Raw genomic sequence first — 23,670 nt, forward strand, 5'->3', positions numbered from 1 at the left:
GGAGGAAGGCGTGCGAGAGAACGCCGACGCCGCCCCCGACGGCGACCACCTGCTGAAGGTGCTCAGCGCCCTCAGCAACCCGCACCGGCTGCGGATCATCGCCTCCCTCGTCCGAGAGCGGAACTACGTGAGCCGGCTGGCCAGGGAGACCGGGATCAGCCGCCCTCTGCTGCATATGCACCTGCAACGCCTTGAGGCGGCCGGCCTCGTCGTCGGCTCGCTGGAGCTCTCGGCCGAGGGCAAGGCCATGAGGTTCTACGAAGTCACCGCGTTCGTCTACCAGTTGAGCCCGGAGAGCATCGCCGGTGCGGTCGAGACACTCGCCACGGGCGTGCAGAGAGAGGAAACGCAGTGAACGACCTTATCGTCGCTCAGGACGCGGGAGCCGCCGGCGTCTGGGCGGCGGCCCTCGGCACGGGCGGCGTCTTCGTCCTGATGATCGTCGTCGTCTGGCAGGTCGCCGCCACCTGGCGGGCCAGGATGCTGGCCGCCCGCGAGGAGGAGTACAAGCGGCTGAGCGTCAAGTACGCCGACCTCCTTGAGGACAACACCGAGATCCTCCGCCGCTACAGCGACGAGCTGGCCGAGACCCGCAGGTCCCTCAACTCGATGGAGCGCATGATGCGCGAGGTCGAGTGACCCCCGTCCCTCAGCCCATCCATCCGCCCCCGACAGGGAGTTCACATGCGCACGCTGCACCGGCTGGTCAGGCTCCTGCGGCCAGGCCCGCCCAAGGGCCAGTACGGCAACGACGGTTTCCCCAGGGAGCATCCCCGTCCCCGGGACAGCTCCACCACCCGTGACCCTGGTGCCGGAGGTGGCGGTGGGGGAGGCTGATCCCCATGCGGACAACAGACTTCGCCAGCTCGTTCAACGCCGTCGCAGCCGAGTACGCCGCCGCCCGTCCTGACTACCCGCCGCACCACTACGACACCATCGAGGAACTGCTCGGCCGTCCGTTGACCGGTCTGCGGGTGCTGGACGTCGGCGCCGGAACCGGCAAGGCCACCAGGGCGCTGCTCGATCGCGGAGCGCGGGTCACCGCCGTCGAGCCGGGCGCCGAGATGGCCGCCCAACTGCGGGCGGCCAACCGGGACGCCACCCTGGTGCGCGGCAACGGCGACGCCCTGCCGTTCGCCGACTCGTCCGTCGACCTGATCACCTACGCCCAGGCGTGGCACTGGACCCGCCCCGAGGTGGCCCTCCCCGAGGCGCTGCGGGTGCTGCGCGGCGGCGGCGCGCTGGCGCTCTGGTGGAACCGCCCCGACCGGACGGTCGCCTGGGTCGACGAACAGGCCGCGCGGTTGACGAAGGCGCTGCCCTCGCACCACGTCGGCGACATCACCAGGACCGTGGCCGACCACCTCACCGCCCTGGAGCCCGCGCTCCGCCCGGTCTACCGCGAGACGTCCTGGCAGCGGACCGTGCCGCTGGCGACCCACCTCAAGAACCTCGCGACCCACTCCTCGTTCGCCGTCCTCGACCCCGAGCAGAGCCGGCCGGTGCTGGCCCGGGAGGCGGAGATCCTGGGCGCGCTCTTCCCCGAGGGCCGGATCGTCGAGCCCTACACGGTCCGGCTCACCTACCTGCCCAGGCCCGAACGCCCGACGCCCCGGGGCGAGTGACCGAAACCCGGACGGTCGCGCGCCGCGCGCGACACGGTGCGAGGATGACGGCGATCCGTGGGGGACGCGCCACCCCCCATCCGTCACCGAGCGCACGAAGCGGGAGAGCCACGCGATGTCCCGGAAGATCGCCGTCATCGGCACCGGAAAGATCGGCGAAGCGCTGCTGACCGGGCTGTTGAAGGCAGGCAGAGGCCCGTCCGAGGTGCTCGTCACCGCGCGCCGCCCCGAGCGCGCCCAGGAACTGCGGGCCCGGCACGGCGTCACGCCGGTCGACAACGCGGAGGCCGCCAAGCTGGCCGACACCCTGATCCTCACCGTCAAACCGCAGGACCTCCCGGCCCTGCTGGACGAGCTCGCGCCGCACACCTCGGCCGACCGGCTGGTGATCAGCGCGGCGGCCGGCATCACCACCGCCACCGTCGAGTCCCACCTCACCCCCGGCACGCCGGTGGTCCGGGTCATGCCCAACACGCCGGCGCTCGTCGACGAGGGCATGTCGGTGATCTCCGGCGGCGGCCACGCCACCGAGGAACATCTGGCGCTCGCCGAATCCATCTTCGACGGCGTGGGCAAGACCCTCAGGCTCCCCGAGTCCCAGCAGGACGCCGCCACCGCGCTCTCCGGCTCTGGGCCCGCCTACTTCTACTTCCTGGTCGAGGCCATGATCGACGCCGGCATCCTCCTCGGCCTCCCGCGTGACAAGGCGCACGAGCTGATCGTCCAGGCGGCCGTCGGCGCCGCGGTGATGCTGCGCGACAGCGGCGAACACCCCGTCACCCTCCGCGAAGCGGTCACGTCGCCGGGCGGCACCACCATCAACGCCATCCGCGAACTGGAGAACCACGGCGTCCGCGCCGCCCTGATCGCCGCCCTCGAAGCGGCCCGCGACCGCAGCCACGAACTCGGCACCGCCCCCACCCAGCGCTGAGCGCTGCCCGCTGCCCGCGGCGCACGGCGCGCAGGGCGCGCCGCGCCGGTTGCCTCCGGCGGTCGGTGGTGTGGTGACGGTGGGTGCGCGGGTTGGCGTTGGTGTTCCGCGGCGCGGCTTGCCTCCGGCGGTTGGCGCGCCGCGCGCGGCTTGGCTGCGGCGGTTGGTGGTGTGGTGACGGTGGGCGTGCTGTGCGCCGGTTGCGTCCGGTGGGTTGGTGCGCTGTGCGCGGCTTGGCTGCGGCGGTTGGTGGTGTGGTGACGTTCGGCGTGCTGTGCGGGTTGCGTCCGGCGGTTGGTGCGCTTGCGGGTTGCGTCCGGTGGGTTGTGGCGCTGCGTGCGGGTTGCCTGCGGGGGTTGGTGCGCCGTGCGCGGCTTGGCTGCGGCGGTTGGTGGTGTGGTGACGGTGGGCGTGCTGTGCGGGTTGCGTCCGGTGGGTTGGTGCGCTTGCGGGTTGCGTCCGGTGGGTTGTGGCGCTGCGTGCGGGTTGCCTGCGGGGGTTGGTGCGCCGTGCGCGGCTTGGCCTCGGCGGTTGGTGGTGTGGTGACGCTCGGCGTGCTGTGCGCCGGTTGCCTCCGGCCGGGTGCGGCGCTGTCCGCCGGTTGCCTCCGGCCGGGTGGCGGTGTTGTGACGGTGCGCGCGGATTGTCTCCGGGGGTTCGTGGCGCGGTGGCGGTGGGTCCGCTGCGCGGGTCGCCGCAGGCGTACCGTTCCGTCCCGTGTGGGGCCACCGGGCGGTGCCGTCTGGCCGGACACTCTCCGGGCGTTGTGCCGGTTGCTCGGCGCACCGCCACGCGGTCGGCGGGTGCGCCTGCGGCGACCGCCACCCGCCGGCGGCAACCGACGCGCTGTGCCGCAGCCGCCGGAGGCGATCAGTCGGGGGAGAGCCAGGCGTCGGTGTCGCGACGGCGGTTCAGGCCCACGGTCTGGAACTCGTCCTCGCCCGGGTCGCTTCGTGCGCCCAGCCGGCGCAGCGCTCGGGAGATCGGGCTGATCGCTTCGGGAAGCCCAGGATCCGGCGACGACTCCCAAGGGCCGAGTGCCAGCGCGCCATCAGCCCAGACGGCGGCTCGTTGCTCGCCGGTGCCCCCGAAGTACTCGGCCTCCGCATAGGCGACGGGCCCCCCGGCGGACCACCGGGCGAGCGGCCCGCCGAAGCCACCCGGCAGCCGCCGGAACCCCAGCTCGCCGACGCCGCCGTCCGTGACCGCGTCGAAGAGGGCGTCCGTCATCGGCACCAGCGAAAGACCCTGGCACAGCGGCACCACCCGGGCCTCGGGGATGTCCCGCGACGTGGTGCGCAGCAGCTCGTCCCTCGCGATCAGCGCGTGCAGTACGTAACCCACTCCGGCCGTCTCCCTCCGTGCGAAGCCCTCATCCTGTCCCATCGGCCGGGCGGGCGGCGAGGTCGCACCCGCCGCCCGCCATGGGATCAGTCCGTGGCGATGGCGCGCAGGACGTTCATCCGGCCGGCGCGGAAGGCGGGGAGGAGGGCGGCCACCAGGCCGACCACCGCCGCGCCGACGAAGACGGCGCCCATCGTCGCCCACGGGATCTCCAGCACCCTGAAGCCCGTCGACTCCAGCACCCGCTGCGCCGCGATGCCCCAGGCGAGGCCGAGGCCGAGGCCGAGGAGCGCGCCGAAGACAGCGATGACCACGGATTCCAGGCGGATCATCCGGCGCAGCTGGCGGCGGGAGAGACCGATGGCCCGCATCAGGCCGATCTCCCTGGTGCGTTCCACCACCGAGAGCGCCAGGGTGTTCACCACGCCCAGGATGGCCACGATGATCGCCAGCGCCAGCAGCCCGTACACCAGGTTGAGCAGCGAGCCGATCTCGTCCTCCAACTGCTGCTTGTAGTCGGCCTGGTTGGCCACGTCGTACTGCGGGAAGGGCGCGAGCCGCTCCTGGAGCGCGGCGTAGGCCGCCGCCTCCTGGCCCTCCTCCGCCTTGGCGAACATCGCGAGGTTCAGCGGCATCCGCTCCCCGAGCTGCTCCCGGGCGGTGTCGATGCCCAGATAGACCGCGCCCTGGTCGATCACGGTGTCCTCGGAGGTGATCGCCGCCACGGTCAGCTCGGTCGTGCCGCCTTCGACGAAGGCCACCGTCAGGGCGTCGCCCAGCGAGAGCCCGTGCTCGTCGGCGAGGCCCTCGGGCACGGCGATCGCGCCGGGCTGGAACCCGTCGGCCAGCTCCCCCTCGATCGTCTCGAACCGCACATCCGTGGCGTAGGTGGGGGACGCGGCGACCAGCTCGCGCTCCTCGGCCGTGCCGTCCGGCGTGGTCACCGTCGCCCACACCCCGGTGTAGTCGGTGACATGTTCGAGCCCAGGGGTTCCCCGCACCGCCTCGGCGGCCTCCTCGACGAACGGCTGGCCGAAGCTGTCCGCGATGAAGTCCGCGCCGACCGTGCGGTCCAACTGGTCGGAGGCCGAGGCGACCACCGAGGAGCCCACCACCGAGAGTCCGCTGACCAGCGCGAGGCCGATCATCAACGCGCCGGCGGTCGCGCCGGTGCGCCGGGGGTTGCGCCGTGCGTTGCGCCCGGCCAGCCGGCCGACGGAGCCGAAGATCCCGAGCATGATCGCGTTCAGCACCCGCACCACCAGGGAGGCGAGCAGCGGTGCCACCACCACGGAGCCCAGCAGCGTGAGCAGCAGCCCGAGCGCCAGCAGCGAGCCGCCGTCCGACGCCTCGTCGGCGCTCGCCGCGGCCACCAGGGCGACGCCACCGGCGGCCGTCAACAGCAGTCCCACCGCCGCGCGGATCCGGCCGGCGCGCGCGTCGCCGGGCGTGCCGGCCTCCCGCAGCGCGGCCATCGGCGAGACCCGGCTGGCCCGCCTGGCCGGCAGCCACGCCGCGATCAACGTGGCCAGCACGCCGACCGCCAGCCCCACCGCCGGCGTGGTCGCGGTCACCGTCAACTCGCTGCCCTCGATATTCACCCCCATCCCGCTCATGGCGGCCATCAGCAGCATGGCGAGACCGATCCCGGCCCCCACCCCGATCGCCGAACCGACGACGCCGAGCAGCAGGGCCTCGATCAGCACGGATCGGTTGACCTGCCGGCGGCTGGTGCCGATGGCCCGCATCAGGCCGATCTCGCGGGTGCGCTGGGCGACCAGCATCGAGAAGGTGTTGACGATCAGGAAGATCCCCACCAGCACGGCGATGCCGGCGAAGCCCAACATCGCGTAGCGCAGGACGTCCAGGAAGCCGACCTCCTTCATGGCCTCGTCGCGGTTCTCCGCGCGGGTGTTGATCTCGTAGCCGGCGCCGAGATCACCGGCGATCCGCTCCCGCAACTCCGCGTCGCCCACCCCGGCCGCCGCGTCCACATGGATCGAGGTGACCGCGTCCGCGTCGCCGAGCAGCGCCGTGCGCGCCGCCGACGGCTCGAACAGCAGATAGGCGACCCCGGGGTTGCTGCCCTGGAACTCGACCAGCCCGCTGACGGTCACCGGGTGGCTGCCGGTGGCCGCCACCACGGTCAGCGGATCGCCGATCGCGACCCCGTGCCGGTCCGCGGTGTCCGCGTCCACCAACACCTCGTCGGGCCCCGCCGGCGCCCGGCCGGCGAGCAACTCCATCGAACGTTGCATCACCGGGCCCCAGTCGGCGCCCAGGGTGGGCGCGCCGCTGTCGGCGTCCAGGCTCTCGTTCTCGGCGTCCACCACGGTGATCCCGCCCTGGGCCACCGTGCCCTCCGCCCAGGCCACGCCGTCCACCGACCGCACCTCGTCGACCAGCGAGGCGGACACCGCCGGCTCCCGGCCGGTCGCCTGCGCGTGCTCCTCCTGCTCGGCCGCCACGGTCACGTCCGAGGTGATCGAGCCGAAGAACCGCTCGAACGTCCTGTTCATCGTGTCGCTGAACACGAGGGTTCCGCAGACGAAGGCCACGGAGAGGACGATGGCCATGGCCGAGAGGACCATGCGCCATTTGTGCGCGTAGAAGCTGCGGAGTGAGGTTTTGAGGACGGTCACGAGGTGCGTCCTTGTCCGTTGGGGCCGTCGAAGTTGCGCATGCGGTCGAGGACGCGGTCGGCGGTGGGGTCGCGCATCTCGTCGACGACCTGGCCGTCGGCGAGGAAGATGATGCGGTTGGCGTAGGCGGCGGCGACGGGGTCGTGGGTGACCATGACGATGGTCTGACCGAGGTCGTCGACGGAGCGGCGCAGGAAGTCGAGGACTTCGGCGCCGGCGCGGGAGTCGAGGTTTCCGGTGGGCTCGTCGCCGAAGATGATGTCGGGTCGGGCCGCCAGGGCGCGGGCGACGGCCACGCGCTGCTGCTGTCCGCCGGAGAGCTGGTTGGGACGGTGCTTGAGACGCTCGCCCAGACCGACGGTGGCGACGACACGATCCAGCCACTCGCGATCGGGCTTGCGGCCCGCTATGTCCATCGGGAGCGTGATGTTCTCGATGGCGTTCAGGGTGGGCAGCAGGTTGAACGCCTGGAAGATGAACCCGATGTGGTCCCGCCGCAACTGGGTCAGCTTCTTGTCCTTCAGACCGGTGATCTCACTGTCCCCGACCCAGATCCGGCCGCTGGTCACCGTGTCCAACCCGGCCAGACAGTGCATCAACGTCGACTTACCGGACCCCGAAGGACCCATGATCGCCGTGAACACCCCCCGCTCCACATCCACACTCACCCCGTCCAACGCCGCCACCCGCGTCTCGCCGGCTCCGTAGGACTTCACCACCATGGCGGCCCGCGCGGCCACGGCCGTTCGCGTCCCTCCGCCGTTCCCGATCCTCGGGCCCACTACCGCCGATGTCACCGAACTCGCCTCCGCTGGATGCGCACGTTGTTACCGCACGCAACACTGCCGTTCGGGGGAGCGAGTCTCGATGGTGTGTGTCGCCGTATCGAGGCGGGGGTTTACCCCACCCCCGAGCCCCCGCCAGCCCCCGCCTCCGGCGCCGTTCCCGACGCGTACATCCGGGCGATGACCTCCTCGATGTCCGGCTCCCGCAGCGAGAGGTCCACCAGCGGATAGGCCGCCGCCACCTGCGAGACCAGCGGCGCGGCGCTCGCGCCGGCGGGGAAGGCCAGCCACTGCCGCGCCCCCTCCACCCGCACCACCCGGGCGCCCGCCACCGCCACCGGCGGCGCCTCCCGCGCCAGATCCACCACCAGCGTCCGCTCGCTCTGCCCGATCTCCCGCAACCCCCCGAGCGCCCCGTCGTACATCAGCCGGCCATGGTCGATCACCATCACGCGGCGACAGAGCTGCTCGATATCGGTCAGGTCATGAGTGGTGAGCAATACCGTCATGCCCTCTTCCTTATTCAGATCGCGCAGAAAAGAACGCACCTTGGTCTTGCTGACCACGTCGAGCCCGATGGTCGGCTCGTCCAGATACAGCACCTCGGGATCGTGCAGCAGCGCCGCCGCGATATCCGCGCGCATCCGCTGCCCCAACGACAGCTGCCGCACCGGGACATCGAGCAGCTCACCCAGCTCCAGCAGCTCCACACAGCGGTCCAGGTTCCGCCGGAACCGCGCCGCCTCCACCCGGTACAGCCGGCGCACCAGCGCGTAGGAGTCCCGCAGCGGCAGATCCCACCAGAGCGTGGTGCGCTGCCCGAACACCACGCCGATCCGCCGCGTCAACGCCGTCCGATCCCGCGCCGGATCGATCCCCGCCACCCGCAGCCGCCCGCCGCTGGGCGTCAGAATGCCGGTCAGCATCTTGATCGTGGTGGACTTGCCGGCGCCGTTCGGACCGATATAGCCCACCATCTCCCCACGCGGCACCTCGAACGAGATCCCGTCGACGGCCCGGACCTCGCTCCGCGTCCGACGCAGCCGCCCGGCCCGTCGCCGCACCATGAAGACCTTCTCCAGCCGGTCGACCTCGATCAGCGCATCGCTCATTCCCTGTCCCCTTTCTGATGAATTCCGGGCACTCCACCGGAGACTCTCTGGCAATCCCGCGCATCCCGGGTCAACTCCCGGTACTCCGGTAACTCCGCACCGCCGAGCGCCACGCCAGCGCGCCCAGCCCGCAGAGCGCGCACGCCACCAGAGGCGACAGGAAGTCGACCCACCCGGGCAGCCCCAACGGATCGTCCTGACCCACCAGCCGCAGCACCGGAAGCCAGTTCACAAAGGCCAGCGGCACCACGAAGGTCACCCCCCGCACCAACTCCCTGCCGAAGATCGTCGGCGGATACCGCAGCAGCGTGTTGCCGCCGTATGTGAACGCGTTCAGCACCTGCGTCGCGTCCTGCGCCCAGAACTGGAACGCCGCCCCCAGGGTGAAGATCGCCCCGAAGATCACCGCCCCCGAGACCAGCGTCACCACCAGCAGCGCCACGGCCCCGAACGACCAGTCGACGTCCACCCGGGGCAGCGCCCACGCCAGCACCGCGACGGCCTGCAACACCCGCCCCATCCGCCGCAGCTCGAACCGGTCCGCCGCCACCTGCGCGAACACCGACACCGGGCGCACCAACAGCACATCGAGCGAACCGTCCCTGATCCGGGTGCCGACCCGCTCCATGTTGCCCAGCAGAAGATCGGCCGCCCCCAGCGCCAGGCTGGCACTGCCGTACAGCAGCGCCATCTCCGGGAGCCCGAAGCCGCCCAGCGTCTCGATATGGCTGAACATCAGCAGGACAGCGACAAAGTCCAGAAAGGTGATGGCCACATTGGCGAGCGTCGAGATCACAAACGACGTCCGATAGGTCAACGACGAACGGATCCACATCCAGGCGACCAACCCGAACGCCCGCAGTCCCTCAACCACCCTGAACCACCACCCGACGCATGGCCACGGACTGCGCCCACCGGCCGACCAGCAGCACCACCAACGCCCAGGCCAGCTGGAACAGCAGCCCGGACAGCACGCCGAGCCCGACCCGCCGCTCCAACAGCACATCCGCGGGCACCTGCAACATCCCGGCCCACGGCAACCACCGCACCACCTCGCCGAACAGCCCGGGGAAGACCGTCAGCGGCAGCAACATCCCCGAGAAGAACGTCGACAGCACCGTGTTCGCCGCACCGATCCCGGCCGCGTCCAGCAGCCAGAACGCCGAAAGACCCACCAGAAAGCGCAGCGCGAAACTGACCACCAGGGCCAGCGCCACCGACACCAGGAACAGCGCCCACACCACCGGATCAGCCGGCAGCGCCAGCTCGAACGCCAGCGCGCCCACCCCCAACGGCACCACCCCGCGCCCCAGCAGCTGGAAGCCGGCCCGCCCCAGGTCCGAGGCCAGCCACCAGAGCTGGAGATCGGCGGGACGGTAGAGGTCGATCGCGACGTCCCCGCTCCTGATCCGCTCCTGCAACTCCCCCTCCACCCCACCGCCGAACAGCGCCACCGAAGCCAGCAGGGCCTGCCCCACCCAGACGAACGTCAGGGCCTGCGCCTCGTCGTAGCCGCCCAACCGAGGGCGCTCGGACCACAGGGCGGTGAAGACATAGGCGAGGATGAAGCCGAACACGGTGTTGGTGAAGACGCCGGCGGCGGTGGCGATCCGATAGGTGGCGTAACGCCGGAACCCGTATCCGGCGACGGCCAGGTAGAGCGCCGACCGGCGCATGACGAACTCCTCCGCTTGCTCGGCCCCGCTGTTCCATTGGGCCGAAAAACCACAAAGACGCGCGAGTCTAAGGGTGTTGTCCCCGCACCAACCACGGGTTTTCCCCGGCTGTCGGGGCCCCTCACCGGCCGGTGGACCCCGTCCCTGACCCGCCCACCACCGGGCAGGACCCCCGCACCGGGCCCAACTTGACACTGCGGGAGCCGATCCGTAAGGTCCTTCGAGCTTGCCCGGAGATGAGCACACAGAACGCCGATTTGGATCGGCCGAAGTAATGCTCTACGGTTACGAGCACGCCGGAGGGCGAAAAGCTCAACTCCTCCCGACGGAGGTCGAGTTCGAGAAATCGAGCGTGATAGAGTCGGGAACACCGAAGGGAAAGCCCGGAGGGCCTCGGAAGAGGTTCGAAGGAAGCGTCCGTTCCTTGAGAACTCAACAGCGTGCCAAAAGTCAATGCCAGATTTTGTTGTATTTTTGCGAGGATGTTCAAGCATCCTTCGTGAGATGCCTTTCTAAGACATTCACGGAGAGTTTGATCCTGGCTCAGGACGAACGCTGGCGGCGTGCTTAACACATGCAAGTCGAACGATGAACCGGTTTCGGCCGGGGATTAGTGGCGAACGGGTGAGTAACACGTGGGCAATCTGCCCTGCACTTCGGGATAAGCCCGGGAAACTGGGTCTAATACCGGATATGACCAACTGTCGCATGGTGGTTGGTGGAAAGTTTTTCGGTGCAGGATGGGCCCGCGGCCTATCAGCTTGTTGGTGGGGTGATGGCCTACCAAGGCGACGACGGGTAGCCGGCCTGAGAGGGTGACCGGCCACACTGGGACTGAGACACGGCCCAGACTCCTACGGGAGGCAGCAGTGGGGAATATTGCACAATGGGCGAAAGCCTGATGCAGCGACGCCGCGTGAGGGATGACGGCCTTCGGGTTGTAAACCTCTTTCAGCAGGGAAGAAGCCTTGCCTTTTTGGGTGGGTGACGGTACTTGCAGAAGAAGCACCGGCTAACTACGTGCCAGCAGCCGCGGTAATACGTAGGGTGCAAGCGTTGTCCGGATTTATTGGGCGTAAAGAGCTCGTAGGCGGCGTGTCACGTCGGTTGTGAAAGCTCGGGGCTTAACCCCGGGTCTGCAGTCGATACGGGCAGGCTAGAGTTCGGTAGGGGAGACTGGAATTCCTGGTGTAGCGGTGAAATGCGCAGATATCAGGAGGAACACCGGTGGCGAAGGCGGGTCTCTGGGCCGATACTGACGCTGAGGAGCGAAAGCGTGGGGAGCGAACAGGATTAGATACCCTGGTAGTCCACGCTGTAAACGGTGGGAACTAGGTGTGGGCAGCATTCCACGTTGTCTGTGCCGCAGCTAACGCATTAAGTTCCCCGCCTGGGGAGTACGGCCGCAAGGCTAAAACTCAAAGGAATTGACGGGGGCCCGCACAAGCGGCGGAGCATGTGGCTTAATTCGACGCAACGCGAAGAACCTTACCAAGGCTTGACATACATCGGAAACTGCTGGAGACAGTAGCCCTCTTTGAGTCGGTGTACAGGTGGTGCATGGCTGTCGTCAGCTCGTGTCGTGAGATGTTGGGTTAAGTCCCGCAACGAGCGCAACCCTTATCCTGTGTTGCCAGCATGCCCTTTCGGGGGTGATGGGGACTCACGGGAGACTGCCGGGGTCAACTCGGAGGAAGGTGGGGACGACGTCAAGTCATCATGCCCCTTATGTCTTGGGCTGCACACGTGCTACAATGGCTGGTACAATGAGCTGCGATGCCGTGAGGTGGAGCGAATCTCAAAAAGCCAGTCTCAGTTCGGATTGGGGTCTGCAACTCGACCCCATGAAGTCGGAGTCGCTAGTAATCGCAGATCAGCATTGCTGCGGTGAATACGTTCCCGGGCCTTGTACACACCGCCCGTCACGTCACGAAAGTCGGTAACACCCGAAGCCGGTGGCCTAACCCCTTGTGGGAGGGAGCTGTCGAAGGTGGGACTGGCGATTGGGACGAAGTCGTAACAAGGTAGCCGTACCGGAAGGTGCGGCTGGATCACCTCCTTTCTAAGGAGCATATGGCCAGCTTCGGGCGAATGTCCTGGAGTGGTTGCTCATGGGTGGAACATTGACTATTCGGCGCTCTTCGGGTTTTTCGGCCTGCTAGTACTACTCGTCCTTGTGATGGGTGTGGAACGCGGTCCGGAAGGCATGAGGGGTGTCGGGCACGTTGTTGGGTGTCTGAGGGCACGGCCGCTGTTGGGTGGTTGGTGTCTTCGGTTTCCAGTATCAGGAGGGGCTCCCTTGATGGGGGGTTTCTTTTGGTGGACTGGTTGTTGGTTGAGAATTGCACAGTGGACGCGAGCATCTGTGGCCAAGTTATTAAGGGCGCACGGTGGATGCCTTGGTACCAGGAACCGATGAAGGACGTGGGAGGCCACGATAGGCCCCGGGGAGCTGTCAACCGAGCTGTGATCCGGGGGTGTCCGAATGGGGAAACCCGGCAGTCGTTATGGGCTGTCACCTACCGCTGAATGTATAGGCGGTGTGGAGGGAACGCGGGGAAGTGAAACATCTCAGTACCCGCAGGAAGAGAAAACAACAGTGATTCCGGGAGTAGTGGTGAGCGAAACCGGATGAGGCTAAACCGTTTGTGTGTGATACCCGGCAGGGGTTGCGCAGGCGGGGTTGTGGGAGCGTGCTTGGTCGTTCTGCCGGACGGTCGGAGAGTAAGAAACCATTGTGGTAGTCGAAGGGCATGCGAAAGGCCCGGCGTAGAGGGTAAGACCCCCGTAGGCGAAATCATGGTGGCTCTCTTGTGTGTTTCCCAAGTAGCACAGGGCCCGAGAAATCTTGTGTGAATCTGGCGGGACCACCCGTTAAGCCTAAATATTCCCTGGTGACCGATAGTGGATAGTACCGTGAGGGAATGGTGAAAAGTACCGCGGGAGCGGAGTGAAATAGTACCTGAAACCGTGTGCCTACAAGCCGTGGGAGCGTCGCACAGTGAGCTTGCTTGCTGTGTCGTGACTGCGTGCCTTTTGAAGAATGAGCCTGCGAGTTTGCGGTGTGTTGCGAGGTTAACCTGTTGGTGGGGAGCCGTAGCGAAAGCGAGTCCGAAGAGGGCGTTTGAGTAGCATGCCCTAGACCCGAAGCGGAGTGATCTAGCCATGGGCAGGGTGAAGCGTGGGTAAGACTGCGTGGAGGCCCGAACCCACCAGAGTTGAAAATCTGGGGGATGACCTGTGGTTAGGGGTGAAAGGCCAATCAAACTCCGTGATAGCTGGTTCTCCCCGAAATGCATTTAGGTGCAGCGTCGTGTGTTTCTTGCCGGAGGTAGAGCACTGGATAGGTGATGGGCCTTACCGGGTTACTGACCTTAGCCAAACTCCGAATGCCGGTAAGTTTAAGCGCGGCAGTGAGACTGTGGGGGATAAGCTCCATGGTCGAGAGGGAAACAGCCCAGAGCATCGACTAAGGCCCCTAAGCGTGTGCTAAGTGGGAAAGGATGTGGAGTCGCAGAGACAGCCAGGAGGTTGGCTTAGAAGCAGCCACCCTTGAAAGAGTGCGTAATAGCTCACTGGTCGAGTGATTCTGCGCCGATAATGTAGCGGGGCTCAAGTACACCGCCGAAGTCGTGTCACTGCACTTGTGTGTGGTGGGTAGGGGAGCGTCGTGTGCTGGGTGAAGCAGCCGTGTAAACGTGTTGTGGACGGTTCACGAGTGAGAATGCAGGCATGAGTAGCGATACATGCGTGAGAAACGTGTGCGCCGATTGACTAAGGGTTCCTGGGTCAAGTTGATCTGCCCAGGGTAAGTCGGGGCCTAAGGCGAGGCCGACAGGCGTAGTCGATGGATAACCGGTTGATATTCCGGTACCCGCTATGGAGCGCCAACGCTGAATCTTCTGATGCTAAGCCCGTGAAGCCGCTGGTGATCCTTTCGAGGTGATCCAGAGTGGTGGAGCCGGTGACCCGAGGGGGTAGTAGGTGAGTGATGGGGTGACGCAGGAAGGTAGTCCAGCCCGGGCGGTGGTTGTCCCGGGGTAAGGGTGTGGCCCGTTGTGCAGGTAAATCCGTGCAACATTGTGGGTGAGACCTGATGCCGAGCCGATTGTGGTGAAGTGGATGATCCTATGCTGTCGAGAAAAGCCTCTAGCGATGTTTCATGGTGGCCCGTACCCTAAACCGACTCAGGTGGTCAGGTAGAGTATACCGAGGCGTTCGGGTGAACTATGGTTAAGGAACTCGGCAAATTGCCCCCGTAACTTCGGGAGAAGGGGGGCCTCTTCTGGTGATGACACTTTGCTGTCTGAGCTGGGGGTGGCCGCAGAGACCAGCGAGAAGCGACTGTTTACTAAAAACACAGGTCCGTGCGAAGCTGTAAGGCGATGTATACGGACTGACGCCTGCCCGGTGCTGGAACGTTAAGGGGACTGGTTAGTCACATTTCGGTGTGGCGAAGCTGGGAACTTAAGCGCCAGTAAACGGCGGTGGTAACTATAACCATCCTAAGGTAGCGAAATTCCTTGTCGGGTAAGTTCCGACCTGCACGAATGGCGTAACGACTTCTCGGCTGTCTCAACCATAGGCCCGGTGAAATTGCATTACGAGTAAAGATGCTCGTTTCGCGCAGCAGGACGGAAAGACCCCGGGACCTTTACTATAGCTTGATATTGGTGTTCGGTTCGGTTTGTGTAGGATAGGTGGGAGACTGTGAAGCTCAAGCGCCAGCTTGGGTGGAGTCATTGTTGAAATACCACTCTGATCGTGCTGGATGTCTAACCTGGGTCCGTGATCCGGATCGGGGACAGTGTCTGGTGGGTAGTTTAACTGGGGCGGTTGCCTCCTAAAGAGTAACGGAGGCGCCCAAAGGTTCCCTCAGCCTGGTTGGTTATCAGGTGGTGAGTGTAAGTGCACAAGGGAGCTTGACTGTGAGACTGGCGGGTCGAGCAGGTGCGAAAGCAGGGACTAGTGATCCGGCGGTGGCTTGTGGGAGCGCCGTCGCTCAACGGATAAAAGGTACCCCGGGGATAACAGGCTGATCTTCCCCAAGAGTCCGTATCGACGGGATGGTTTGGCACCTCGATGTCGGCTCGTCGCATCCTGGGGCTGGAGTTGGTCCCAAGGGTTGGGCTGTTCGCCCATTAAAGCGGTACGCGAGCTGGGTTTAGAACGTCGTGAGACAGTTCGGTCCCTATCCGCTGCGCGCGTTGGAGTCTTGAGAAGGGCTGTCCCTAGTACGAGAGGACCGGGACGGACGAACCTCTGGTGTGCCAGTTGTTCTGCCAAGGGCATGGCTGGTTGGCTACGTTCGGGAGGGATAACCGCTGAAAGCATCTAAGCGGGAAGCCTGCTTCGAGATGAGGACTCCCACCCACTTGATGGGGTAAGGCTCCCTGTAGACCACAGGGTTGATAGGCCGGAGATGGAAGCCTAGTGATAGGTGGAGTTGACCGGTACTAATAGGCCGAGGGCTTGTCCATAGATGCTCGCGTCCACTGTGAATTTTCGTTGTTTGGCCACGCCTTTTTATAGGGTTCCGGTGGTCATGGCGGAGAGGAAACGCCCGGTTACATTCCGAACCCGGAAGCTAAGCTCTTCAGCGCCGATGGTACTGCATGGGGGACCGTGTGGGAGAGTAGGTCGCCGCCGGACAATTTTTGAGTGAAGTATGAGTAGTAGAGGTGGGGTTCACCGGTTTCGGCCGCTGAACCCCACCTCTTTTTTTGTTTCCTCTTTTCCGGGAATGTGGACACGCGTTGCGAAGCGCTGTCGCCGGTGGCAACATCACCGCATGGCGTACCGCATTCGACAGAGCCGGCGTGAGGACTGGGAGCAGCTGCGGGAGTTGCGCCTGGCCGCGCTGCGGGACGCGGTGGCGCCCATGGCCTTCTTCGAGCCCTATGAGGAGGCCGAGCAACTCACCAGGGGTGACTGGGAACGACGGGCCTCGGGCGGTGAGGTCGTGACCTTCGTCGGCGAGACCGACGACGGCCGCTGGGTGGGCATGGTGAAGATCGACACCGGCGGTGTGTACGCCGAGGTGATGGGCGTCTATCTGGCGCCCGAGCATCGCGGTACCGGCCTGGGCGCGCAGCTCATGCGGGCCGCCATGGACTGGGCCGGCGACCTCGACGTGCGGCTGCGGGTGCATCAGCACAACGCCAGGGCCGCGCGGTTCTACCGGAATCTGGGGTTCCGCCCCACCGGCAGCACCTCGCCGGACCCTCGCGACGCGTCGTTGTACGCCTACGAGTTGGTCTACCGCCGCCCCCGGTCCTGGCGGCCCTAACGCGGCCCCGAGACGGTGCCGTCGTGGCCGATCAGGGTCAGTGCCGGTTGGGCCTTGGTGACCGCGTGGACCAGGGCCGCTCGGAGGCCGGCCGTGTCGGCGCCGGCGCCGACGACATAGAGGGTGGCCCCCTCGTTGGTGAGGTTGTCCAACGCCAGGCCGTCAACCCGCCCCGGGGAACAGGACTGGCGGATATGGACCTGGTCCAGCGGCCGGAGCGCCTCGCCGATCAGCCGGAGGGCGGCGTCCCTGCGCCCGGGGTGGACGGTGAGCGTGCTCTCCAACTCCATGGCCGCCCCACCCGCGGCGCCGGGATGGGTGCGCAGGATCTTGCCCGGCTCGCCCGGCGACCGGCCGTTCGCCCAGCGCGGGATCTGCTGGAACGGCTCCCCGGCCAGGGCGGCGGCGTGCAGATAGCAGCGCAGCAGCGTCTCGGCGGTCTCCGCGTCGAGTTGGAAGACGGGCTCCCGCGGGCGGACGGGGTCCAGCAGCCGGGTGGCGCGTTCCCGGGCGTGTGACATCTCGGCGCAGTCCCGCTGGGGTGCCCAGCGCAGGCGGACCGGGGCCTCCGTGAGATGCCCGGGGTCGTAGACGTGCACCGGGCCGCGTCGACCGCGCTGCTTGGCGGTCTTCGCCCAGAGCGTGCCCTCGGGATCGGCCACGACCAGGCCCTCGGGGGCGTCCAGGACGGCGCCCACCGGATCGGCCCTGGGGGGCGGCGCGGACGCCGGCGTGGGGATCTGCGGCCGGCTGAACTCCTGGGCGGCCGGGCGTTGTTCGACGGGGGCGGTGGGCCGGTCCGCAGGCTCGGGCTCGGGCGGGATCGCCTGGACGATCCCGCGGGCGTCGCGCCTGGCGCGCCAGCGGGTCCAGCTGACGGAGAGCCAGAGGACCAGCGAGAAGAGCACCACCACCTGGGCGAAGAAGAGCAGCCAGAGCAGGCTGGCGCTCGGCAGCGTGGTGGGGTCGGCGGCCGTCCAGGCGTCGGGAATGTCGCTGGGGGCGGTGAGGAAGCTCTTCAGCGCCTGGCCGGTGCGGAGGAACGAGACCCCGTCCGGCCAACTGCCGTGGCGCAGCCAGCCGCCGATGCCGGTCGCCGACCAGGTGAGCGCGGCGAGGCTGACCAGCAGGCCGAGCCCGCCGAGCAGCAGGGTGTCCGGCACCCCGCCCCCGCGTCGCTGCGGGCCCGACGGCGGTGGCGGAGCCGATGGCTGTTCGTGCTGGGACATGGCCGCCGCCTACCCCACGCCCTGGCGTTTCTCGAAGGACATCACCCGGGCCTCCGTCTCGGCTTCGAAGGGGTCGTCGGCCTCGACGACGGCTGCGGCCTCCAGCGCGGCGGAGGACTCCGTCATGGCCCGGTCGGTGAAGACCAGCGGCCGTTCCGCCTCGGTGACCAGGTGCTTCACGACCTGGACGTTGCCGTTGACGTCCCAGACCGCCATCCCGGGGGTGAGGGTGGGGATGATCTCGACGGCCCAGCGGGGGAGGCCGAGGACCTGGCCCGTGGCTCTGGCCTCGTCGGACTTCTGGGCGTAGACGGTGCGGGTGGAGGCCATCTTGAGGATGGCGGCGGCCTCCTTGGCGGCGGCGCCGTCCACCACGTCGGAGAGGTGGTGGACCACGGCGACGAAGGACAGGCCGAGCCGGCGGCCGAACTTCAGCAGGCGTTGGAAGAGCTGCGCGACCGAGGGCGAGTTGATGATGTGCCACGCCTCCTCGACGAGGAAGATGCGCTTTCTGCGGTCGGGCCTGATCCAGGTGTGCTCCAGCCAGATGCCGACGATCGCCATCAGGATCGGCATGGCGATGGAGTTGCGGTCGATGTGGGAGAGGTCGAAGACGATCAGCGGCGCGTCCAGATCGATGCCGACCGTGGTGGGGCCGTCGAACATGCCGCGCAGGTCGCCGTCGACCAGCCGGTCGAGCACCAGGGCGACGTCGAGGCCCCAGGCCCGGACGTCCTCAAGGGCCACGTTCATCACGTCGGCCGCTTCCGGCAGCGGGTGGCGGAGGCGCTCGACGATGTCGGTCAGGATGGGCTGACGGTCCACCATGGTCTGGTTGACGTAGGCGTGGGCCACCTTGAGGGCGAAGCCGGCGCGCTCGTCGAGGGAGCGGCCGAGGGCCACCTCGATGATGGTGCGGAGCAGGGCGAGTTGGCCGGTGGTAGTGATCGCCGGGTCGAGCGGGTTGAGGCGGATGTCGCCGTCGAGGGCGGCCATCGGGTCGAGTCGGATGGGCGTGATGCCCAACTCCTGGGCGATGAGGTTCCATTCGCCGACGCCGTCCTCGCCCTGCGCGTCGAGGACCACCACCTGCCGGTCCCGGAACCGGAGCTGACGCAGCACATAGGTCTTCTCCAGGGCCGACTTGCCGTTGCCGGACTCGCCGAGCACCAGCCAGTGCGGGGCCGGGAGCTGCTGGCCGTAGAGCTGGAAGGGGTCGTAGATATAGCCCTTGCCCGAGTACACCTCGCGGCCGATGATCACGCCGGAGTCGCCGAGACCCGGGGCGGCGGTGGGGAGATAGACGGCCTGGGCCTGTCCGGTGGAGGTGCGTACCGGTAGCCGGGTGCTTTCGGTCCTGCCGAAGAGCAGGCTGGTGAACGCCTCGGTGATGGCGTTCAGTGGGTCGCGGGGCGGCATGGCGGCACCTCCTTCACCGTGCGGACCCGCCGTGGTCGGGCGGCGGGTTCGTCGGGTCCGATGGGGGGATCGGGGACTGGGGAGCGATCGGGGACCGGGACGTTCATCGGCGCGTGCGGGGTGGGGAGTCGGCCATGGGTCACCCTCTGATGCCGGTGGCGAAGGGCAGGGTGTTGACGAAGGCGCGGTGGTGCTCGCGGTCGCACCACTCCAGCTTCAGATAGGACTTGCCGGCCGAGGCACGGATGGTCCGCTTGTCGCGGGCCAGCGACTCGGGATCGGGCGAGGAGACCGTCAGATAGCCGACGAGGTTGACGCCGGCGGCGCCGGAGGCGAGATCGTCGCCGCGCTGGTCGACGCGGCTGTGCGCGGCGACATCGCGGGGGTCGACCGTGCGGTTCATCTTGGCGGCGCGGGAGGCCTCGGCCTCGTCGTTGGTCTTCTCGGTGAGCATCCGCTCGATGGCCAGCTCGGTCGGCTCCAGATCCATGCAGACGGCGACCGTGCGGATCACGTCGGGGGTGTGGACCAGCAGCGGGGCCAGGAAGTTGACGCCGACGGGGGTCAGTGGCCACTCCTTGACCCAGGCCGTGGCGTGGCACCAGGGATCGCGGGTGCCGGACTCGCGGGTCTTCGCCTGGAGGAAGGTGGGCTCGCGGGCGTCCAACTCGGCGGGCCAGGCGTTGCGCTTGGACATCGCCTGGATGTGGTCGATGGGATGGTCGGGGTCGTACATCGAGTGGATCAGGGAGGCGAGCCTGGCTTCGCCGAGCGGCTGCCGCACCCGGATGTCGGCTTCGGTCAACCGGGCGCAGATGTCGGTCAGTTCGCGCGCCATGACGATCGCGAGCGCCTCGTCCTGGGAGAGGCGGCGCTGTCCGCGCTGCGCCTTGGACGCCTTCGCGATGGTGCTGGCCTCGTTGCTCAGCTCCCGCGAGTGGTTCATGCAGGCGACCAGGTAGGCGCGGTGCTGCTCGCTTGAGGTGGACACCATGGACTGCAACTGGTCGTAGGAGTCCTGGATCCAGGCAGGCGCCCCATGGTCGCCGCGCTCCCGCACGTCGTTGGCGTGGGCGTCCGGATCGGCGGGCAGGGTGCGTGCGAGCATCTGCAGCCGGGTGACATGGCCGTCGCCGTTGGCCACATGCTTCAGCAGCGTGCCGAAACGTTCGACCAGGGCTTCCTGGTCCTCGCTGTCCCTGAGGCCGACACCGGGGCCCTCGATCTCGATGGCCGTGGTGATGGTGCGGCGGTCGGTGTGGAGCAGGACGGCCAGCTCGTCGGGGCCGAACGGGGCGGCCACCCACTGGACCGGGCCGACGCCGGGCGGGGCGCCGATCGCGACCTCGCGACCGTCGATGAGGGTGCCCGCCTCGGAGGCGGCGGAACGGTATGTGGCACCACGCCGCAGGAGGCGGCGGAAGGAGCGGTTGATCTCGAACCACCTGTAGAAAGTGCGGCCGTTGTAGGGGACGTAGACGGCCGCCAGGGCGAGCATGGGGAAGCCGGCCAGGCCGACGATCCTGGCGGTGAGGGCCGGGATGAGGATGCCGCTCATCATCCCGAGGAACGCGCCCACGACGATCAGCGCGATCTCGCCGGTCTCGCGGTTGCGGCCGACGATGGCCTGTGGGCGGGCGCGGCCGATGAGGTAGGTGCGGCGACGGGTGAACGTCTGGGGTGGGGCGGTCACCGGCTATCCCCTCGATTCCCCGGATTGGCTCGGCGGTTGCCCGCTTCCGAAGACGATGATGACCCGGTTTGGCCCGAACGGGTACTGTGCGCCGCGACTCCTCCGGCCACCGGGTTGGCGGGGCGGGCGCCGCCCCCGCCGCCTCCGCCGCCACCTCCGGCGGCGCCGCCTCCACCGCCCTCCCGGGTGCCGTGGGTGCTCATGCCCTGGCGCAGCATGGTGGCGGGGCTGGAGATGGCGGCCTTCGCCGCGCGGCTTGAGGTGTCCTGGCGCATCTGGCGGTGGCTGACGATCTCGTCGCCGAAGCCCGGGACGAAGCGGTAGATCATGGCCGAGGCGAAGATGGCCAACAGGATGATGGCCAGACCGGAGATGATCGACGAGGTGGCGGTGGGGCCCTCGGCGGTGGTGAGGGCGGCGGCCAGGCCGAGGACGATCACGATGACCGGTTTGATCAGGATGATCGCGATCATGATGCCGGCCCAACGCCTGACGTGGCTCCAGAGGTTCTTGTCCACCAGGCCCGCGTAGACGGCGGTGCCCAGCAGGGCGCCGACGTACAACATGGCGGCTCTGATGACCAGTTCGAGCGCGAGCACGCCGGCGGCCAGGATGGAGATCAGCGAGACCACGATCAGCATGATGGGGCCGCCGCCGATGCTCTCACCCGCCTCCAGCGCGGCGGCGAAGTCGCCGAAGAAGGCGTCCGAGTTGTCCCCTGTGCCGGCGACGATGGCGTCGGTGACGCCGTCTGTCGCGGAGACGACGGCGTAGAGGATCAGCGGGGTGAAGGCGGACGCCATCACGGTGAGCCAGAGGAACCCGATGGCCTCGGAGACGGCGGTGGTCAACGGGACGCCGCGGATGGCGCGTTTGACGATGGCCAGCAGCCAGAGGATCAGGGTGAGGACGGTGGAGGCGGCGAAGACCACGGCGTACTGGCGGAGGAACGACGCGTTGGTGAAGTCGACGTTGGTGGTGGCGGAGACCAGGTCGGACAGCTCGTTGACGATCCAGGCGGCGGCGTCGGCGCAGCCGCGCGCCAGCGAGGACAGCGGATCGAGCGAGTCGTTGAGCGACCCCGACCCCCCACCCCCGTCCTGCCCCTCCCCGCCACCGCCGCCGTCCCCCTCGCAGTAGTCCCTTGCGGCACCGGAGACCAGTGCGCACTCGGGGTTCTCCTCCTCGTCGGCGTGGGCCGCCGGGGCGGTGGCGAGGCCGGCGGCGAGCAGGCCAGCCGGGGCCAGGGCGAGGGCGGCGAGTCGCCTCCGGGTCTCAGCGCGCATAGGTGAACCCCCCGTACTCCTCTACCGCTTCGGCGATCTCCTCCGCGCCGGAGACGCGGTTGTCCCCGCTGACGGGGGTGGGGCCCTCGGACTGCTGGGTGTCGACGACCTTCCAGTCCGAGCCCTCCCAGACCAGCGTGAGCCGCATGGTGAACCAGCTGGTGCGCACCGGGTTCAGGGAGTCGAGGCCGGCAATGCCGAAGAGGCCGGAGCACCAGACGGAGACCTCGGCGGTGGTCGCGCTGTAGGCCTCGACGCTGCTGCCGATGGGCAGGGTGCGGTTGACGAAGGTGCTGCCTTCGGGCGCGACGCCCTCGCTGTTCAGGCCGATGTCGGCGTTCAGGGCCTCGCTGTAGTCCGCGCCGTAGGAGGCGAGGAGTTGCTCCACGGTCCCCGCGGAGCTGATCGTGCTCACGATCGCCTCGCGTTCCGTCGGGTTGAACATGCCGGTGCCGCCGAGGGCTACGGCGTAGTTGGCGGCTGCGCTCTCGGCGCCCTGTTCGGTCTGGGGGAAGCCGGAGGGGATGCCGTTGGTGGCGCCTTCGACGGGGAGTTCGCCGGTGGGGGAGGTGGGTTGGGCCTGGCTGCCCTGGTCGTCGTCCGAGGACTGGCCGCCGCTGTCGTCCCTGGCCTGGTTGGCGAAGACGATGGCCGCGACGAGGAGGACGATCACTCCCACGATGGTGACCGTGTTGCGGCCCGGGGACGGTGAGGTCCTGCGGGTGGTGGGTTCTGGCTGGTCGGGGAGGCGTGTTCTGGTCTGGGCGGGGGTGCGGCGGGCGTGTGCGTCCTCGTAGTCGTCGCCGTAACTCATGTTCGCGCCCCCTCAACAGCAGCGAGTCTATTACCTCCTCACATGACGTTAGCGCCCTCCACTGACGTTCCGCTCCTTCGCAGCGGAGTTGATCTCCGCTGGTTCGGCGGCGTTCCGTGCGCCGGCGTGACGGTGGGCGCCCGGCGGTCGGTGGTTGCCGCCGGTGTGGCCTGCTCGGACGTGATCCTCCGTTGGCCGTACGGGAGTTGGGATCGCGGCGCGGACGGGGTGCTCGCGGTGGGCGATATCCGCTGGCCACCGGTGCCGGCGCGGTGTTGGGATGCGGCCATGGCTGAGACCGGTGAGAGCAGTGAGACGAGCGGGGTCGGTGCGATGGGTGGGAACGGGGGAGCCGGGGTGGAGATCCGCGCGGCCGGGGTGGCTGAGGTGGCGCGGGTGTTGGAGTTCTGGCGGACGGCGGCCGAGGGCACCAGCGTCAGTGACGATGTGGCGGGGGTGGCCGGGCTGGTGGAACGGGATCCGGAGGCGTTGTTGCTGGCGGAGTGCGGCGGTGAGTTGGTGGGTACGGTGATCGCCGGGTTCGACGGGTGGCGCTGTCATCTCTATCGGTTGGCGGTGGCTCGGGCCTGGCGTCGGCGCGGGGTGGCTTCGGCGCTGTTGGCGGCGGCCGAGGCGCGGTTCGCCGCCCTGGGGGGTCGGCGGGCGGACGCGATGGTGCTGTGGCGGAACGAGTCGGCGCACGCCGCCTGGTCGGCCAACGGATACGGCCCGGAGGCCCATTGGCAGCGGTGGGTGAAGCCGCTGCCGCGCTGAGCCGCGCGGTCGGGGCGCGATGAGTTCCGCCCGCGGGGTCGGTCTGTGTCT

General features: G+C 68.0%; 17 protein-coding genes and 3 rRNA genes. 9 read left to right on the forward strand and 11 right to left on the reverse strand.

From position 1 onward, the window contains the following. The first annotated feature begins 10 nt into the window (after nucleotides 1-10). From K4G22_RS16965 to proC, 4 genes are all read left to right on the forward strand, one after another. The gene (locus K4G22_RS16965; protein ID WP_228084118.1) at nucleotides 11-355 is read left to right on the forward strand and encodes an ArsR/SmtB family transcription factor; all 345 of its coding nucleotides are present in this window, start codon (nucleotides 11-13) and stop codon (nucleotides 353-355) included. Next, on the forward strand, nucleotides 352-639 hold the full coding sequence (locus K4G22_RS16970; RefSeq protein ID WP_228081087.1) for a hypothetical protein: 288 nt from the start codon (nucleotides 352-354) through the stop codon (nucleotides 637-639). The genes K4G22_RS16965 and K4G22_RS16970 overlap by 4 nt, the downstream gene beginning before the upstream one ends. Before the next feature lie 203 nt (nucleotides 640-842). Further along, on the forward strand, nucleotides 843-1,625 hold the full coding sequence (locus K4G22_RS16975) for a class I SAM-dependent methyltransferase (protein ID WP_228081088.1): 783 nt from the start codon (nucleotides 843-845) through the stop codon (nucleotides 1,623-1,625). Between the two features lie 115 nt (nucleotides 1,626-1,740). Next, the gene (gene proC, locus K4G22_RS16980; protein ID WP_228081089.1) at nucleotides 1,741-2,556 is read left to right on the forward strand and encodes a pyrroline-5-carboxylate reductase; all 816 of its coding nucleotides are present in this window, start codon (nucleotides 1,741-1,743) and stop codon (nucleotides 2,554-2,556) included. Between the two features lie 870 nt (nucleotides 2,557-3,426). Here proC and K4G22_RS16985 read toward each other — a convergent pair. The 6 genes from K4G22_RS16985 to K4G22_RS17010 form a co-directional block, all read right to left on the reverse strand. Continuing rightward, nucleotides 3,427-3,900: a hypothetical protein gene (locus K4G22_RS16985; protein ID WP_228081090.1), complete on the reverse strand. Its 474-nt coding sequence runs from the start codon at nucleotides 3,898-3,900 to the stop codon at nucleotides 3,427-3,429. A gap of 86 nt (nucleotides 3,901-3,986) precedes the next feature. Next, nucleotides 3,987-6,542, reverse strand: a complete 2,556-nt coding sequence (locus K4G22_RS16990) for an ABC transporter permease (protein WP_228081091.1) — start codon at nucleotides 6,540-6,542, stop codon at nucleotides 3,987-3,989. After that, nucleotides 6,539-7,339 (reverse strand): ABC transporter ATP-binding protein, encoded by an 801-nt coding sequence (locus K4G22_RS16995; RefSeq protein ID WP_228081092.1) that lies wholly within the window; start codon nucleotides 7,337-7,339, stop codon nucleotides 6,539-6,541. The genes K4G22_RS16990 and K4G22_RS16995 overlap by 4 nt, the downstream gene beginning before the upstream one ends. Nucleotides 7,340-7,440: 101 nt before the next feature. Continuing rightward, nucleotides 7,441-8,439 (reverse strand): ABC transporter ATP-binding protein, encoded by a 999-nt coding sequence (locus K4G22_RS17000; RefSeq protein WP_228081093.1) that lies wholly within the window; start codon nucleotides 8,437-8,439, stop codon nucleotides 7,441-7,443. A 70-nt stretch (nucleotides 8,440-8,509) separates the two neighbouring features. After that, nucleotides 8,510-9,313: an ABC transporter permease gene (locus K4G22_RS17005; protein ID WP_228081094.1), complete on the reverse strand. Its 804-nt coding sequence runs from the start codon at nucleotides 9,311-9,313 to the stop codon at nucleotides 8,510-8,512. Continuing rightward, complete coding sequence (locus K4G22_RS17010) at nucleotides 9,306-10,115, reverse strand: ABC transporter permease (protein ID WP_228081095.1); 810 nt, start codon at nucleotides 10,113-10,115, stop codon at nucleotides 9,306-9,308. Before K4G22_RS17010 ends, K4G22_RS17005 begins: the two co-directional genes overlap by 8 nt. A gap of 520 nt (nucleotides 10,116-10,635) precedes the next feature. On the opposite strand from K4G22_RS17010, the gene K4G22_RS17015 reads away from it, so the two are divergent. The 4 genes from K4G22_RS17015 (at nucleotide 10,636) to K4G22_RS17030 (ending at nucleotide 16,404) form a co-directional block, all read left to right on the forward strand. Next, nucleotides 10,636-12,177, forward strand: a 16S ribosomal RNA gene (locus K4G22_RS17015). A gap of 305 nt (nucleotides 12,178-12,482) precedes the next feature. Further along, a 23S ribosomal RNA gene (locus tag K4G22_RS17020) occupies nucleotides 12,483-15,595 on the forward strand. 55 nt (nucleotides 15,596-15,650) lie between these two features. Next, nucleotides 15,651-15,767: ribosomal RNA gene (gene rrf / locus K4G22_RS17025) — 5S ribosomal RNA — on the forward strand. The 16S, 23S and 5S rRNA genes sit together here, the layout of an rRNA operon. 139 nt (nucleotides 15,768-15,906) lie before the next feature. Then, nucleotides 15,907-16,404, forward strand: a complete 498-nt coding sequence (locus K4G22_RS17030) for a GNAT family N-acetyltransferase (RefSeq protein WP_228081096.1) — start codon at nucleotides 15,907-15,909, stop codon at nucleotides 16,402-16,404. Here K4G22_RS17030 and K4G22_RS17035 read toward each other — a convergent pair. The 5 genes from K4G22_RS17035 to K4G22_RS17055 all read right to left on the reverse strand — a co-directional run bounded on the left by K4G22_RS17035 (nucleotide 16,401) and on the right by K4G22_RS17055 (nucleotide 22,845). Continuing rightward, entirely contained in the window at nucleotides 16,401-17,633 is a 1,233-nt protein-coding gene (locus tag K4G22_RS17035; RefSeq protein WP_228081097.1) for a hypothetical protein, read from the reverse strand. The two genes, K4G22_RS17030 and K4G22_RS17035, sit on opposite strands and share 4 nt — an antisense overlap. A gap of 9 nt (nucleotides 17,634-17,642) precedes the next feature. Then, nucleotides 17,643-19,052 carry an ATP-binding protein gene (locus K4G22_RS17040; RefSeq protein WP_228081098.1) on the reverse strand — a complete coding sequence of 470 codons (1,410 nt, stop codon included), beginning with the start codon at nucleotides 19,050-19,052 and terminating at the stop codon, nucleotides 17,643-17,645. A 139-nt stretch (nucleotides 19,053-19,191) separates the two neighbouring features. Then, nucleotides 19,192-20,745: an SCO6880 family protein gene (locus tag K4G22_RS17045; protein ID WP_228081099.1), complete on the reverse strand. Its 1,554-nt coding sequence runs from the start codon at nucleotides 20,743-20,745 to the stop codon at nucleotides 19,192-19,194. Further along, complete coding sequence (locus K4G22_RS17050) at nucleotides 20,742-22,031, reverse strand: hypothetical protein (protein ID WP_228081100.1); 1,290 nt, start codon at nucleotides 22,029-22,031, stop codon at nucleotides 20,742-20,744. Before K4G22_RS17050 ends, K4G22_RS17045 begins: the two co-directional genes overlap by 4 nt. Continuing rightward, nucleotides 22,021-22,845 carry a DUF8175 domain-containg protein gene (locus tag K4G22_RS17055; RefSeq protein WP_228081101.1) on the reverse strand — a complete coding sequence of 275 codons (825 nt, stop codon included), beginning with the start codon at nucleotides 22,843-22,845 and terminating at the stop codon, nucleotides 22,021-22,023. Before K4G22_RS17055 ends, K4G22_RS17050 begins: the two co-directional genes overlap by 11 nt. A 333-nt stretch (nucleotides 22,846-23,178) precedes the next feature. Here K4G22_RS17055 and K4G22_RS17060 point away from each other — a divergent pair, with 333 nt between their 5' ends. Then, nucleotides 23,179-23,619, forward strand: coding sequence for a GNAT family N-acetyltransferase (locus K4G22_RS17060; protein ID WP_228084119.1), 441 nt, complete (start codon nucleotides 23,179-23,181; stop codon nucleotides 23,617-23,619). Nucleotides 23,620-23,670: the final 51 nt, after the last annotated feature.

The organism is Streptomyces profundus, from assembly GCF_020740535.1.
Lineage (GTDB): Bacteria > Actinomycetota > Actinomycetes > Streptomycetales > Streptomycetaceae > Streptomyces > Streptomyces profundus.